This window comes from Rhizobium sp. BR 317, assembly GCF_047445835.1.
Lineage (GTDB): Bacteria > Pseudomonadota > Alphaproteobacteria > Rhizobiales > Rhizobiaceae > Rhizobium > Rhizobium paranaense.
On sequence record NZ_JARWLB010000004.1, the window covers coordinates 63,000 to 77,364 of the forward strand.

General features: G+C 60.4%; 13 protein-coding genes. 12 read left to right on the forward strand and 1 reads right to left on the reverse strand.

Annotated elements, in window-relative coordinates:
* Window positions 1–159: 159 nt before the first annotated feature.
* The 4 genes from QD357_RS07720 to QD357_RS07735 all read left to right on the forward strand — a co-directional run bounded on the left by QD357_RS07720 (window position 160) and on the right by QD357_RS07735 (window position 3,833).
* Window positions 160–1,488, forward strand: coding sequence for an aspartate aminotransferase family protein (locus tag QD357_RS07720; protein WP_107108855.1), 1,329 nt, complete (start codon window positions 160–162; stop codon window positions 1,486–1,488).
* 91 nt (window positions 1,489–1,579) lie between these two features.
* Entirely contained in the window at window positions 1,580–3,277 is a 1,698-nt protein-coding gene (ade, locus tag QD357_RS07725; protein WP_107108716.1) for an adenine deaminase, read from the forward strand.
* Between the two features lie 104 nt (window positions 3,278–3,381).
* On the forward strand, window positions 3,382–3,582 hold the full coding sequence (locus tag QD357_RS07730) for a hypothetical protein (RefSeq protein WP_107108717.1): 201 nt from the start codon (window positions 3,382–3,384) through the stop codon (window positions 3,580–3,582).
* Entirely contained in the window at window positions 3,579–3,833 is a 255-nt protein-coding gene (locus tag QD357_RS07735) for a type II toxin-antitoxin system RelE family toxin (RefSeq protein ID WP_107108718.1), read from the forward strand. The genes QD357_RS07730 and QD357_RS07735 overlap by 4 nt, the downstream gene beginning before the upstream one ends.
* Here the strand turns inward: QD357_RS07735 and QD357_RS07740 are convergent, their stop codons facing one another.
* Window positions 3,834–5,480 (reverse strand): alpha-glucosidase family protein, encoded by a 1,647-nt coding sequence (locus tag QD357_RS07740; protein WP_414124129.1) that lies wholly within the window; start codon window positions 5,478–5,480, stop codon window positions 3,834–3,836.
* A gap of 294 nt (window positions 5,481–5,774) precedes the next feature.
* Between QD357_RS07740 and QD357_RS07745 the strand changes: the two genes are divergently transcribed.
* The 8 genes from QD357_RS07745 to QD357_RS07780 all read left to right on the forward strand — a co-directional run bounded on the left by QD357_RS07745 (window position 5,775) and on the right by QD357_RS07780 (window position 14,348).
* The gene (locus tag QD357_RS07745; RefSeq protein ID WP_107108720.1) at window positions 5,775–7,355 is read left to right on the forward strand and encodes a peptide ABC transporter substrate-binding protein; all 1,581 of its coding nucleotides are present in this window, start codon (window positions 5,775–5,777) and stop codon (window positions 7,353–7,355) included.
* A gap of 51 nt (window positions 7,356–7,406) precedes the next feature.
* A complete protein-coding gene (locus QD357_RS07750; RefSeq protein WP_107108721.1) occupies window positions 7,407–8,330 on the forward strand; it encodes an ABC transporter permease subunit in 924 nt (307 codons plus the stop codon).
* A complete protein-coding gene (locus tag QD357_RS07755; RefSeq protein ID WP_107108722.1) occupies window positions 8,327–9,244 on the forward strand; it encodes an ABC transporter permease in 918 nt (305 codons plus the stop codon). The genes QD357_RS07750 and QD357_RS07755 overlap by 4 nt, the downstream gene beginning before the upstream one ends.
* A 1-nt stretch (window position 9,245) precedes the next feature.
* A complete protein-coding gene (locus QD357_RS07760) occupies window positions 9,246–10,241 on the forward strand; it encodes an ABC transporter ATP-binding protein (RefSeq protein ID WP_107108723.1) in 996 nt (331 codons plus the stop codon).
* Window positions 10,234–11,220: an ABC transporter ATP-binding protein gene (locus QD357_RS07765; protein ID WP_107108724.1), complete on the forward strand. Its 987-nt coding sequence runs from the start codon at window positions 10,234–10,236 to the stop codon at window positions 11,218–11,220. Before QD357_RS07760 ends, QD357_RS07765 begins: the two co-directional genes overlap by 8 nt.
* A gap of 96 nt (window positions 11,221–11,316) precedes the next feature.
* Complete coding sequence (locus tag QD357_RS07770) at window positions 11,317–12,234, forward strand: sugar kinase (protein ID WP_107108725.1); 918 nt, start codon at window positions 11,317–11,319, stop codon at window positions 12,232–12,234.
* 124 nt (window positions 12,235–12,358) lie between these two features.
* Window positions 12,359–13,465, forward strand: coding sequence for a glycosyltransferase family 4 protein (locus QD357_RS07775; protein WP_107108726.1), 1,107 nt, complete (start codon window positions 12,359–12,361; stop codon window positions 13,463–13,465).
* A gap of 442 nt (window positions 13,466–13,907) precedes the next feature.
* Window positions 13,908–14,348, forward strand: coding sequence for a MarR family winged helix-turn-helix transcriptional regulator (locus QD357_RS07780; RefSeq protein ID WP_107108727.1), 441 nt, complete (start codon window positions 13,908–13,910; stop codon window positions 14,346–14,348).
* Window positions 14,349–14,365 lie beyond the last annotated feature (17 nt).

Sequence of the window (14,365 nt, forward strand, 5' to 3'; positions counted from 1 at the left end):
CTATAGACCCGCGCGCTATCCTAACGCCCACCTTTGTCTTGACACCCATGTTTGTCTTGACGCCAAGGGGCCGGCTGATAATTTGACCAGGCAGTAAATAATCACGCGGCCCCACGGCTGCGATCGGGAAATGGCCCCCGAATGGCCATGGAGAACAGCATGTCCGACCGTCAGAATGCCACCCCCAACGATCTGCGCGCCTTTTGGATGCCGTTTACGGCCAATCGCCAGTTCAAGAAGGAACCACGTCTCTTCGTCGGCGCCAAGGATATGTACTATACGACCCATGATGGGCGGCAGGTGCTTGACGGTACGGCCGGCCTCTGGTGCGTGAATGCCGGCCACTGCCGGCCGAAGATCACTGAGGCCATTCGCGAGCAGGCGGGCGAACTCGATTATGCGCCGGCCTTCCAGCTCGGCCATCCCAAGGCTTTCGAATTGGCGAACCGGCTGGTGGACATCGCCCCCGAGGGCATGAACCACGTTCTCTATACCAATTCAGGTTCCGAATCCGTCGAGACCGCGCTTAAGGTGGCGCTCGCCTACCATCGCGTGAAGGGTAACGGCTCGCGTTTCCGCCTCATCGGCCGCGAGCGCGGCTATCACGGCGTCAACTTCGGCGGCATCTCCGTCGGCGGCATCGTTTCCAACCGCAAGATGTTCGGTACGCTGCTGACCGGCGTCGACCACATGCCCCATACGCATATTCCCGGCAAGAATGCCTTCACGCGCGGCCAGCCGGAGCACGGCGGCGACATTGCCAGCGAGCTGGAGCGCATCGTCACGCTGCATGACGCCTCCACCATCGCCGCCGTCATCGTAGAGCCGATCGCCGGCTCCACGGGCGTGCTGATCCCGCCGAAGGGCTATCTGCAGAAGCTGCGCGAGATCTGCACCAAGCACGGCATCCTTTTGATCTTCGACGAAGTCATCACCGGCTTCGGCCGCCTCGGCGCTCCCTTCGCCGCGCAATATTACGATGTCGTCCCGGACATGATCACCACAGCCAAGGGCCTGACGAACGGTGTCATCCCGATGGGCGCCGTCTTCGTCACCTCGGAAATCCATGATGCCTTCATGCAGGGACCCGAGCACATGATCGAGTTCTTCCATGGCTACACCTATTCCGGCAACCCGATTGCCTCTGCCGCCGCTCTTGCGACGCTCGATACCTATAAGGAAGAAGGCCTGCTGACGCGCGCTGCTGAGCTTTCGGACTATTGGGCCGATGCGCTGCATTCCCTGAAGGATTGCCCGAACGTTATCGACATCAGAAACACCGGCCTGATCGGCGCCATCGAGCTCGACCCCATCGCCGGCGAACCCACCAAGCGCGCCTTCACCGCCTTCCTGAAGGCCTATGAAAAAGGCCTGCTGATCCGCACCACCGGCGACATCATCGCACTCTCCCCACCGCTGATCATCGAAAAGCACCATATCGACGAACTCTTCGGCAAACTCAGGGATATCTTGCAGAATAATATCTGAGGCTTAGTCTCGTCAGAATCAGCCCCTCATACCCCCATTGCAATTGCAGAATGGTCGGGCATGAGGGGCAAACTTTATACGAGGAATGGACATGTCGGAAAAACTTGAACGCTATATCGACCAGGGTGTCGGCCGGGAGCCGGCGGATATCGTGCTCAAGGGCGGGCGGTTCTTCGACCTGGTGACGGGCGAGCTCGTCGCCTCGGATATCGCCATCTGCGGCGATCGCATCGTCGGCACCTGCGGCACCTATCAGGGCCGCGAGGAGATCGATATCTCCGGGCGGATTGTCGTTCCGGGCTTCATCGATACGCATCTGCATATCGAATCCTCCCTGGTGACACCGCATGAGTTCGATCGCTGTGTTCTGCCCTATGGCGTGACCACGGCCATCTGCGATCCGCATGAGATCGCCAATGTGCTCGGCACGGAAGGTATCCAGTATTTTCTGGATTCCTCGCTGGAAACCATCATGGACGTCCGCGTCCAGCTTTCCTCCTGTGTGCCGGCAACGCATCTGGAGACGTCGGGAGCCGATCTGCCGATCGAACGACTCCTGCCCTTCCGCGATCATCCGAAGGTCATCGGCCTGGCAGAATTCATGAATTTCCCGGGTGTCGTGCACAAGGATCCCATCTGCATGGCCAAGCTCGACGCCTTTCAGGGCGGCCATATCGACGGCCATGCGCCGCTTTTGCGTGGCAACGACCTCAACGGCTATCTCGCCGCCGGCATCCGCACCGAACATGAATCGACGACCGCCGAGGAAGCGCTCGAAAAGATCCGCAAGGGCATGCATATCTTGGTGCGCGAAGGCTCGGTCTCCAAGGACCTGCATGCGTTGATGCCGATCCTCACCGAGCGCCTGTCGCCCTATCTGGCGCTTTGCACTGACGATCGCAATCCGCTCGACATCGCCGAACAGGGCCATCTCGATTATATGATCCGCACTGCGATCGCCCACGGCGTCGAGCCGCTGGCGATCTATCGCGCAGCCTCCATCTCGGCCGCCCGCGCCTTCGGCCTGCGGGACCGTGGCCTGGTGGCGCCCGGCTGGCGCGCCGATCTGGTCGTCATCGACAGTCTGGAGAACTGCAAGGCGGAGACCGTCTTCTCCGCGGGCCGGCGCGTCACTGCAGAGCTTTTCGCCACCCGCAAATCCGTCGCCCCGGTCGGTCTCGACAGCGTCAAAGCGCGCCCGATCAACGCTGCCGATTTCGGCGTGCCGATGACCGAGGGCGAAAGCTCCGTGATCGGCGTCACCCCCGGAAAAATCATCACGCAGCATCGCCGTTACCGCCTGCCGGTCAAGGGCAACCAGACCGATATCGATCTCGGCAACGATGTCATCAAGGTGGCCGTCATCGAGCGGCACGGCAAGAACGGCAATCATGCTAATGGTTTCGTTCAGGGCTTCGGCCTGAAGAAGGGCGCCATCGCCTCGACGGTCGGTCACGATAGCCACAACATCTGCGTCGTCGGCGTCAATGAAGACGATATGGCTCAAGCCGCCAACCGCCTCAGCGAAATCAATGGCGGCTTCGTCGTCGTCGAAAACGGCGTCGTCACCGGCGAAATCGCCCTGCCAGTCGCCGGCCTGATGAGCCTCGAGCCCTATGAAAATGTGCGCGATACGCTGCATCACCTGCGCCAGGCTGCTTACGCCCTCGGCGCGACGCTGGAAGAGCCCTTCCTGCAGCTCGCCTTTCTGCCGCTGCCGGTCATCCCACATCTGAAGATTTCAGACCGAGGTCTTGTCGATGTCGACAAGTTTATGCTGATTGGGTGATGAAGCCCGCAATCAAACAATTCACGCGCTGGGACTCCAATTGAGTGGCGCGTATTGTTATCTTTTAATCGCAACGCAAAATCACTTGGCAACGGAAAATACTCGTGACGAAGCTTGAGCAGATTGAGAAAAACATCACCGAACTGGGACAAGAGGATTTCAAGGCGTTCACCGAATGGTTTGAAGCTCTCCAGGCGGCTCGCTGGGACAAGCAGATTGAGGCCGATATCAACGCCGGTAAGTTGGACCAGCTAGCAGACGGAGCCCTCGCCGATTTCCGGGCAGGAAAGACTAAGGCGCTGTGAAACATCATGCGGCGCCGACATTCTGGCAAGCTTATGAAAAGCTGCCAAAACACGTCCAAGAACTGGCTGATCGCAACTTCGAACTACTGAAATCGAACCCGAAGCATCCGTCGCTTCACTTCAAGCAAGTGGGACGCTTTTGGTCAGCCCGTGTAGGAATTTCCTGGCGTGCGCTTGCCGCAGCGGATGGGGAGGATCTCATTTGGTTCTGGATCGGCTCCCACACCGACTACGACAAACTCCTGCGCTGATCATCCCACCTGCCCGCAGAACACGTCCAGTGCCGCGAGGGTCACCGCCTCGCTGGCGTGGGCGGTCGCAAAGCCCGGCATCGGCACGGTCTTTGTCACTTTGATCCCCTTTGGCAAAGCGACCTTTACAGGCTCCCGGGACAGGTTGAAGACAAAGAGCAGTGTTTCGCCCCCCTTCTTGCGCGTAAAGGCGAGAACATCTGCTTTGGTATCGAGGAAGGTCATGTCGCCGTCGACCAGCGCTGCGTGCCGCTTTCGGAAGGCCAGCGTCGCACGGTAATGATGAAGAACGGACTGCGCATCCGCCTCCTGCTTGTCGACGGCGAGTGACGCGTGCTGATAGGGCACCGGCAGCCATGATTTCTCGGCCGTGGTGAAGCCCGCATGCACGCGGCCCGCCTCCCAGGGCATCGGCGTGCGGCACCCGTCGCGGCCCCTGAAGGCCGGCCAGAAGCGGATGCCGTAGGGGTCCCGAAGATCCTCGAAAGCGAGCTCCGCCTCGGGCAGGCCCAGTTCTTCACCCTGATAGAGACAAATCGAACCGCGCAAGGTGGAGAGCAAGGAGATCGCCAATTTGGCGACACGCGGCTGCTCGGCCTCCGTTTCGGCAAACCGGCTAACATGACGGTTCACGTCGTGGTTGGAGAAAGCCCAGCAAACCCAGCCGTCTGTGACGTTTTCCTGGAAATCGCCGACACAGCGGCAGAAATGTTCTGGCGTGAAGTCCGGGCCTAGCAGGTCGAAGGTATAGCACATATGCAGCTTGTCGCCGCCGCTGGTATAGGCGGCGACCGTCTGCAGCGAGCGGGCGCCATCGCCGACTTCGCCGACGGTCGTGCGTCCCTCGTACTGATCCAGCAGCTTGCGGAAGCGCTTCAGGAAGCCGATATTTTCCGGCTGCGTCTTGTCGTGGAGGTGGTTCTGCATGCCATAGGGGTTGCTTTCCGGCGCATCCAGTCCGCCAATGGCAACCGCGGCCGGCGGATTGTCCCGCAGCTTCTTGTCACAGAAATAATAGTTCACCGTATCCAGCCGGAAACCGTCGACGCCGCGATCGAGCCAGAACTTGACCGCCGCAAGCACGGCATCCTGGACCTCGCCATTGTGGAAATTCAAATCCGGCTGAGAGGTCAGAAAATTGTGCTGGTAATATTGACGGCGCACGCCGTCCCATTCCCAGCCCGGCCCGCCGAAGATCGACAGCCAGTTGTTCGGCGCCGTGCCGTCCGGCTTCGAATCGGCCCAGACATACCAGTCCGCTTTGGGATTGTTGCGGCTTGCCCGGCTCTCGACGAACCAGGGATGGCGATCCGACGTATGCGAGATCACCTGATCGATGATGACCTTGAGGCCGAGCGCATGTGCAGCCGTCATCATCTCATCGAAATCGGCGAGCGTGCCGAAGATTGGATCGACGTCGCAATAGTCGGCGACGTCATAACCCATATCGGCCATCGGCGAGGTGAAGAACGGAGCCAGCCAAATGGCATCGACGCCGAGTGAGGCAATATGCGGCAGGCGGCGGGTGATGCCTTTGATATCGCCGAGCCCGTTGGCGTCGGTATCCTGAAATGACCGCGGATAGACTTGATAGATCACCGCACCGCGCCACCAATCGGCTCCCGCCGCTTTGTCCGTTGATTTCATGAAACAATCCGCCTCGATTTCCTCTCGCCCTTCAGATTGCACACTAAGCCTTGGGCGGCAAGCTGCAACTCAGGCGAAGGGTGAGCCCGTGCTTATATGAGCAAAAATTTGTGAAGTGATTTCGGAAAACTGCCAATGTAGATATTCACAGCCGCGAGCCCGAGCTTGCTTTAGGACTTGAAAGCGACGTTGCATCGGATAACTTGCGACATTGACCTGCACGTACAGGTCACCTGCGGGATAAAAATAGCCTTAAAAAACAAGGCCCATAGCTCCAGAAAGGTGGGGAAAGATATGACTCATTTTAGCAAGAAGTTCATCGTGTCGGCATTCGTCGGCACGTTGTTAAGCGTCTCTGCACATGCAGCAACCCTCAATATCCACAACGGCGGCGACCCCACGTCGCTCGACCCGCAAAAAATTTCCGGTGACTGGGAAAACCGCATCGACGGCGACATTTTCGAAGGCCTGGTGACGGAAGATTCCAAGGACAACCCGATCCCTGGCCAAGCGGCAAGCTGGACCGTTTCCCCCGACCAGAAGGTCTATACCTTCAAGCTGCGTGACGGCATCAAGTGGTCCGATGGCCAGCCGGTGACCGCCGAGGATTTCGTCTTCGCCTTCCGGCGCCTGATGGACCCGAAGACCGCCGCCCAATACGCCTATCTGCAGTACACGATCTTGAACGCGGAGAAGATCAACAAGGGCGAGATCAAGGATCTGACGCAACTCGGCGTCAAGGCCATCGACGACAAGACGCTGGAAATCACGCTTGAGAACCCGACGCCTTACTTCCTCAATGCCCTGATGCACTACACGGCCTACCCGCTGCCGAAGCATGTCGTGGAAGCCAAGGGCGACGAATGGGTCAAGATCGGCAACATCGTCACCAACGGCCCCTATAAGCCCGTAGAATGGGTGCCCGGCTCGCACGTCGCCAACGTCAAGAACGATCAGTACTATGACGCCAAGAACGTGAAAATCGACAAGGTGAACTTCTACACGCTGGAAGATCAGGCAGCCGCGCTGAAGCGCTATCGCGCCGGCGAATTCGATGTTCTGACGTCGTTCCCCGCCGATCAGTTCGAGTGGATCCAGAAGAACCTTCCTGGCCAGGCACATGTGGTTCCGTTCCTCGGCACCTATTACTACGTCCTGAACGCCACCAAGCCGCCCTTCAATGACAAGCGCGTCCGCCAGGCCCTCTCCATGGCCGTTAACCGCGAGGTCATCGGGCCGAAGATCCTCGGCACCGGCGAGCTGCCGATGTATTCCTGGGTACCGCCGGGCACGGCCAATTACGGCGAGCCGGCTTACGTGAGCTGGAAGGATGAGCCTTATAAGCAAAAGGTCGAAGAGGCCAAAAAGCTGCTGAAGGACGCCGGCTTCGGCCCTGACCATCCGCTGAAGGCACAGCTTCGCTACAACACCAACGACAACCATAAGCGCATCGCCGTTGCGATCGCCGCCATGTGGAAGCCGCTCGGCGTCGATATCGAACTCTACAACACCGAAACCAAGGTGCATTACGATGAAATGCAGCGTGGCCAGGTGGAAATTGGCCGTGCCGGCTGGCTTGCCGACTACAACGACCCGATCAACTTCCTGAACCTGCTGTCCACCGGCGTCGAGATGAACTACGGCCGCTGGAGCAACCCGGATTACGATGCGCTGATCAAGCGGGGCAACGAACAAACCGACCTGCAGAAGCGGGCCGAAATCTACAAGAAGGCCGAGCAGCTCGCTCTCGACGACAGCGCTGCCATCCCGATCTACTACTACGTTTCCCAGAACATCGTCGCCCCGAAGGTCCAGGGCTTCGTCGATAATATCCAGGACATCCACCGCACGCGCTGGCTGTCGATCAAAGAATAATTGGGAACAGGCCCCCTCCCGGACACAACCGGGAGGGGGCCGTCTAAGACCATGTTTGGCTACGCTCTCCGTCGTTTGCTGTCTACAATCCCGGTCCTGTGGATTGCCGTGACAGTGTGTTTTTTCATTCTGCGCCTCGCTCCCGGCGGCCCTTTCGATGGCGAAAGGCCATTGCCGCCGGAAGTCAAAGCCAACCTCGCGGCTCACTACAACCTCGATAAGCCCCTGGTTGAGCAATACCTGATCTATGTCGGCGACGTCATGAAGGGCGACCTTGGCCCCTCCTTCGCCAATCAGGACTTCACCGTCACCCAGCAGATCATGTCCGGCTTCCCCTATACGCTCACCATCGGCGGCGCCGCCTTCGTGCTCGCAACCATCGTCGGGGTGTTTATAGGCTGTCTTGGGGCGCTCTATCAGAACCGCTCGGCCGACTATTGGCTGGGCGGCGGGCTCTTGATCGGCCTGGTCATGCCAAGCTTCCTGATCGCCCCGATCCTTCAGCTCGTCTTTGGCAATACGCTCGGCTGGCTGCCGGTCGGCGGCTGGGGTGATGGCTCGATCCGGTTCCTGATCCTGCCCATCGTCGTCCTGACGCTGCCGCATGCGGCACGCATCTCGCGGCTGATGCGCGGCTCGATGATCGAGGTGATGAGCCAGAACTTCATCCGCACCGCCAAGGCCAAGGGCATAGGCCCGCGGCTCACCGTAATGCGGCATGCGTTGAAACCGGCCATGATGCCCGTCGTGTCCTATCTCGGACCGGCGGCAAGCTACCTGCTCACCGGTTCACTGGTCGTCGAAAGCATTTTCGGCCTCCCCGGCGTCGGTCGCTACTTCGTCGGCGCAGCGCTGAACCGCGACTACGGCATGGTCCTCGGCACGGTCATTTTCTACATGGTCCTGATCGTGGTCCTCAATCTGCTGGTCGACATCGCCTATGCCTGGCTCGATCCGAAAGTGAGAATGCGATGATCCTCAATTCCGCCAAGAGAGAATTGCTGGAAGCGGAATTGCTTTCGGCAGAAGGGCTTGCACCCAAGGGGCGCTCCCTCACCGGCGATGCGATGCGTCGCCTGCTCCGCAACAAGGCCGCAGCACTTTCCCTGATCGTGCTGGGGCTGCTGGTTCTTGTCGCCATTTTCGGCCCGTACTTCCTGCCCTTCAACTATGAGGACCCGGACTGGAACTCCTTTCGAGGCGCGCCAGACTTTGCCGCCGGCCACTATTTCGGTACCGATGGCAACGGTCGCGACCTTCTATCGCGCACGCTCTACGGTACGCGCGTTTCGCTGACCGTCGCGCTCGTCGCCACCCTCGTCTCGGTGGTCATCGGCGTGCTCTACGGTGCCGTCTCGGGTTATTTCGGGGGCCGTGTGGACGCCATCATGATGCGCTTCGTCGATATCATGTACGCGCTCCCCTACGTCCTCTTCGTCATCCTGCTGATGGTGATCTTCGGCCGCAACGTCTATCTGCTGTTTGCGGCGATCGGTGCGCTCGAATGGCTGACCATGGCGCGTATCGTGCGTGGCCAGACGCTCTCCATCAAGCAGCGGGAGTTCATCGAAGCCGCGCGGGCCTCCGGCCAGCGATCGTTCAAGATCATCCTCAAACACATCGTGCCGAACCTCGTCGGTCCGGTCGTCATCTACGCGACGCTGACCATTCCCGAGATCATCGCAACGGAGAGCTTCCTCTCCTATCTCGGCTTCGGCGTGCAGGAACCACTGACCTCCCTCGGCACGCTGATTGCGGAAGGCTCGGCCGGCATGGAGACGACGCCCTGGCTGCTGTTCTTCCCGGCCGGCTTCTTGGTCGCGCTGTTGATGAGCCTGCTCTTCATCGGCGATGGCCTGCGCGACGCTTTCGATCCGAAGGATCGCTGACATGACAGATACACTTCTCGAACTCAAAGACTACTCCATCACCTTCCGCACCCCGGAAGGCGAAGTCGCCGCCGTCTCAAAGATGAACCTCAAGATCGGCCGTGGCGAACGCATCGCCATCGTCGGTGAATCCGGTTCCGGCAAGAGCCAGACCTTTCTCGGCCTGATGGGCCTGCTCGCCAAGAACGGCCGCACCAGCGGCCAGGCGCTGCTCGACGGCAAGGACCTGCTGACGCTGAAGCCCCGCGAACTCGACCATGTGCGTGGCAAGGACATGGCCATGGTCTTCCAGGACCCGATGACGGCGCTCAATCCATCGCTGCGCATATCGCGGCAATTGACCGAGCAGCTCGAGGTCCATGGCGGGCTTTCGGCGCGTGCGGCTTCGGCGGCAGCACTCGACATGCTGAAGCGGGTCGGTATCCCTGACCCGACGCGCCGCTTCAACCTCTATCCGCATGAGCTCTCGGGCGGCATGCGCCAGCGCATCGTCATCGCCATGGCGCTGCTCACCAAGCCGAAGCTCCTGATCGCCGACGAGCCGACGACGGCGCTCGACGTGACGATCCAGGCGCAGATCCTTGATCTCTTCAACGAGCTGACGGCGGAAATGCACACGGCGCTGGTGATGATCACCCACGATCTCGGCGTCGTTGCCGGCCTCGCCGACCGCGTCGCCGTCATGTATGCCGGCCGCATCGTCGAGGAAGCACCGGTCGAGGAGCTGTTCGAAAATCCGGCCCATCCTTACACCGCGGCGCTCCACGCCTCCATCCCGCGGCCGGATCAGGATGTCGATGATCTCGCCGTCATTCCTGGCCGGCCGCCGAACCTGATGCATCTGCCACGCGGCTGCTCCTTCTCGCCGCGCTGCGCCCATGTGCAGGACGACTGCCTGGACGCACCGCCGCCGCTCGACCGGCTTGCGCCGCAACGCTGCGCCGCCTGCTTCCATCCTCTTTCCGCCCAGCAGGAACGGAGCCTCATCCATGGCTGAACCCACGCTTCTGAAGGTCGAGCATCTGACCACCGAATTCGAGCTGCCATCGAAATCCTTCTTCAAACCGCCGTTGGTCCTGACGGCGGTCAACGACGTCAGTTTCGAACTGAAGACCGGACGCACGCTCGGCATCGTCGGCGAATCCGGCTGCGGCAAGTCCACGCTCGGCCGCTCCATCCTGCGGCTGATCAAGGCGCAGAAGGGCCGCATCATGTGGCAGGGCGGCAACCTGCTAGATCTTTCGGAGGAGGAAATGCGCGCCGCCCGCCGCGACATGCAAATCATCTTCCAGGACCCGATCGCCTCCCTCGACCCGCGCATGACGGTCGGCGACATCATCGCCGAGCCGCTGACCGTCTTCGAGCCAAAGCTGACGAGAGCTGAGCGGCAGGACCGCGTCCGCGAGATCATGGCAGCGGTCGGCCTCGTGCCGGAGATGATCAATCGCTATCCGCACGAGTTCTCCGGCGGCCAGGCGCAACGCATCGGCATCGCCCGCGCTGTGGTGACGCGGCCAAAGCTGATCGTCTGCGATGAGCCGGTCTCGGCCCTCGATGTTTCGATCCAGGGCCAGGTGATCACGCTGTTGCGCAAGCTGCGCAAGGAGTTCGGTCTGACGCTGATCTTCATCAGCCACGATCTCTCCGTCGTGCGCCTGATCTCGGACGACGTGCTGGTGCTTTACCTTGGCAAGGTGGTGGAAGCGGGCGACGCTGCCACCGTCTTCGACCATCCGGCCCATCCCTATACGCAGGCGCTGTTCTCCGCCGCCCCTATCCCCGACCCGAAACGGGCGCGGGGCCGCGAGCGCATTCGCCTGCAGGGCGATCCGCCTTCGCCGCTCAATCCACCAGCCGGCTGCGTCTTCTCGCCGCGCTGCTGGAAGGCGACGGATATCTGCAGGACAAAGATGCCGCCGACCGAACAGGTTCGCCCCGGCCAGACCGCGGCGTGCTATCATATGGACAGGCCGTAAAGCTCAAAAAAGGTGGACGGCGCAGCCCGCCGTTCGCCTTGCTCAAGCAGCCACATACGCGTATGCAGCAGCGAAGGGAAAACGCAGGAGGACGTCTTGGGCGGGCATTTTCTATCGATCGGCGAATGCATGGTGGAGCTGTCGCAGGCCCCGGACGGGCATCTGCGCAAGGGCTTTGCCGGCGACACCTTCAACACAGCCTGGTACGCCCGCGCCTGCCTGCCGGCGGATTGGTCCGTCGATTATTTCACCGCGCTCGGCGATGACCCGATGTCAGACGAAATGCTGGATTTCATGAAAGCGCATGACATCGGCATTTCGAATATCCGCCGTCTCCGTGGCAAGACGCCTGGCCTCTACATGATCAACCTGAAGGATGGCGAGCGCTCTTTCAGCTATTGGCGCGATAGTTCGGCTGCCCGCCAGCTTGCCGCCGATGGCGACCGGCTTCGCACCGCGATCGAAGAGTCCAACGTCCTCTATTTCTCCGGCATCACCCTGGCGATCCTGTCGCATGAAGACGCCGAGACGCTGCTTGCCGAGCTCCGCCGCGCCAAGGCCGTCGGCAAGCTGGTGGTCTTCGACCCCAACCTGCGCCCGCGTCTTTGGTCGAGCTTCGACGCGATGCATACCATGATCGGCGAAGGCGCACGGGCCTCGACGCTAGTGATGCCAAGCTTCGACGACGAGGTCTCTCATTTCGCCGACGACTCGATTGCCGGCACCATCCGCCGCTATCGGCAGCATGGCGCCAATATGGTCGTCGTCAAGAATGGTCCAGACGGCGCGACCGTCGGAACCGATGCCGGCGAAACGCTTGTTCCAGCCGTCAAGGTCGCCAAGGTCGTCGACACCACCAGCGCCGGCGACAGCTTCAATGGCGCGTTCCTCGCGCATTATCTGGAGCATGACGACCCCGTTGCCGCCGCCCATTTTGCCGCAGGGATCGCCGCAAAGGTCATCCAGGAACACGGTGCCTTGGTGCCGCCGGAAAAGCTGCAGGCCGCCGGCTGAACACTGTAATATTTCCATCATAGACACCCCGCACAATAAGGCAGGCGCGGGAATCATCTTTACTGCACCGGAATTGGTTGTACCGACACCATGAGGGTGCGGTGCGGATGGAACGTTTTTGGATATGTTGCAGCGCTTGTCGGACATCGATCACAGAGCATGGGCCGAAGCGGCTACCCCGGTCGCGACGCCGGAGCGCTTGCTCATCGTCAGCGATGCCTGGCACCCGCAGGTGAATGGCGTCGTCCGCTCCATCGAAAATACCAACCGCGAACTGGCGCGTATCGGCGTGGATGTCGTCATGATCACGCCGGAAGGTTTCCGCAACGTCCCCTGCCCGACCTACCCGGAAATCCGCTTGTCGATTGCAAGCTACCGCAAAGTCGCCGCCAGGATCGAAGCGGTCCGGCCAACCTATGTGCATATCGCGACAGAAGGTCCACTCGGGCTGACGGCCAGGCGCTGGTGCTTGAAAAACGGCATGCCGTTTTCGACGAGCTATCACACCCGCTTCCCCGAATATGTTGCGGCCAGGCTGCCGATCCCACAGAGCTGGCTCTACGCCTTCGTCAAATGGTTTCACAATGCCGGCTCCGGCTGCATGGTGGCGACACCGAGCCTTGCCAGTGAGCTCAAGCAGAAGGGCATCCATAATCTGCTGCCCTGGAGCCGCGGCATCGACTCGACGCTTTTTCGCCCCCAGCCGCTCGAGGAAAACCCCTTCGGCCTGCCTCGCCCGATCTTCATGACCGTCGGCCGGGTAGCGCTCGAAAAGAACCTGCCGGCCTTCCTCGATCTGGACCTTCCCGGTTCGAAGGTGGTCGTCGGCGACGGACCGGCGCGCGCCGAGCTGCAGAAACTTTATCCAAAGGTGCTCTTCCTCGGCTCGAAGTTCGGCGAAGCGCTAGCGCATGCCTATTCGCAAGCCGACGTTTTCGTCTTCCCGTCAAAGACCGATACGTTCGGCAACGCTATTTTGGAGGCCTTGGCGAGTGGCGTCCCCGTCGCCGCCTATCCCGTCACCGGCCCCGCCGATATCCTTGGTGGCAACGATGCAGCCGGCGTCGTCGATGAAGACCTGGCGAAAGCCTGCCGTGCCGCACTCTCCTCTTCCCGCGAAGAGGCTCGCGCGCTGGCACTCAACTACTCCTGGGAAGCCGCCACGACGCAATTCATCAGCAACGTCCGTCTCGCCAATCATCGCGGCCGGACGTTGCCTCGAAACGACTGAGTGTGGGCCATTCGCCGTCGCCCGACGGCCGCTGTTGCGTGTCAGGCACGCATGAATTCACGATTCTCTTCGATCTTTAGCTGACAAGGAATGAGGTTCGCATCGCAACCGGCTCTGGCCGGCGCAGGCGTGACGTCATATTGCGCAATGCGGCGAGGGAACAGTTAGCCGGTCCACCGCGTTCACTGGCACGCATAGCGACGTTTTGCCTTCATCCGCGAACGTCACAACATTGAATTCTTTGGCATGTTCCGCCACAGACTTGGCATCGGCACCAATGTTGGTGACCATCCGCGAACCGCGTGGCCGGCTCTCCAAGGCAACTTACATTGCGCAGGACTCTTTATCGCTAAAATCAAGAAAATGCATAGCTGTCATGCATTTTTATGTATACGATTATTTATCGCACGATTTAAGTAAAGTCGCTTATGGAGTGCTAAACATGACAGACGACCCGCTGAAACTGGATACTTTCATATGCTTCGCCCTTTATTCGGCGAACCATGCGATGAATCGGCTATACAAGCCCATGCTCGACGAGCTGAACCTCACCTATCCGCAATATCTCGTCATGGTGACGTTGTGGGAGGAGGATGGCCAGACCGTCGGCGGCATCGGCGAAAAGCTTTTTCTGGAATCAAGTACGCTGACGCCGCTGCTGAAGCGCCTGGAAGCCGCCGGCTTCATCCGGCGTACCCGCAGCAAGGAAGATGAACGCCAGGTGCTGATCCGCCTGACGAGCGAAGGCACGGCTTTGAAGAAGAAAGCCACAGGCATTCCCGCCTGCATTCTCGATGCATCGGATACGACGGCGAACGAGCTGACGCGGTTGAAAGTGGAAATCATTAAGCTGCGCGAAGCACTGAGCAAGAACGCGGCCTGATCCCTCAGCCACTGATC

What these genes read in the sequence shown, in the direction of transcription:
- QD357_RS07755 (WP_107108722.1), top strand. Translation starts at nt 8,327, where the DNA reads ATGATCCTCAATTCCGCCAAGAGAGAATTGCTGGAAGCGGAATTGCTT.
- QD357_RS07740 (WP_414124129.1), bottom strand. Translation starts at nt 5,480, where the DNA reads ATGAAATCAACGGACAAAGCGGCGGGAGCCGATTGGTGGCGCGGTGCG.
- QD357_RS07745 (WP_107108720.1), top strand. Translation starts at nt 5,775, where the DNA reads ATGACTCATTTTAGCAAGAAGTTCATCGTGTCGGCATTCGTCGGCACG.
- QD357_RS07780 (WP_107108727.1), top strand. Translation starts at nt 13,908, where the DNA reads ATGACAGACGACCCGCTGAAACTGGATACTTTCATATGCTTCGCCCTT.
- ade (WP_107108716.1), top strand. Translation starts at nt 1,580, where the DNA reads ATGTCGGAAAAACTTGAACGCTATATCGACCAGGGTGTCGGCCGGGAG.
- QD357_RS07775 (WP_107108726.1), top strand. Translation starts at nt 12,359, where the DNA reads ATGTTGCAGCGCTTGTCGGACATCGATCACAGAGCATGGGCCGAAGCG.
- QD357_RS07765 (WP_107108724.1), top strand. Translation starts at nt 10,234, where the DNA reads ATGGCTGAACCCACGCTTCTGAAGGTCGAGCATCTGACCACCGAATTC.
- QD357_RS07760 (WP_107108723.1), top strand. Translation starts at nt 9,246, where the DNA reads ATGACAGATACACTTCTCGAACTCAAAGACTACTCCATCACCTTCCGC.
- QD357_RS07750 (WP_107108721.1), top strand. Translation starts at nt 7,407, where the DNA reads ATGTTTGGCTACGCTCTCCGTCGTTTGCTGTCTACAATCCCGGTCCTG.
- QD357_RS07720 (WP_107108855.1), top strand. Translation starts at nt 160, where the DNA reads ATGTCCGACCGTCAGAATGCCACCCCCAACGATCTGCGCGCCTTTTGG.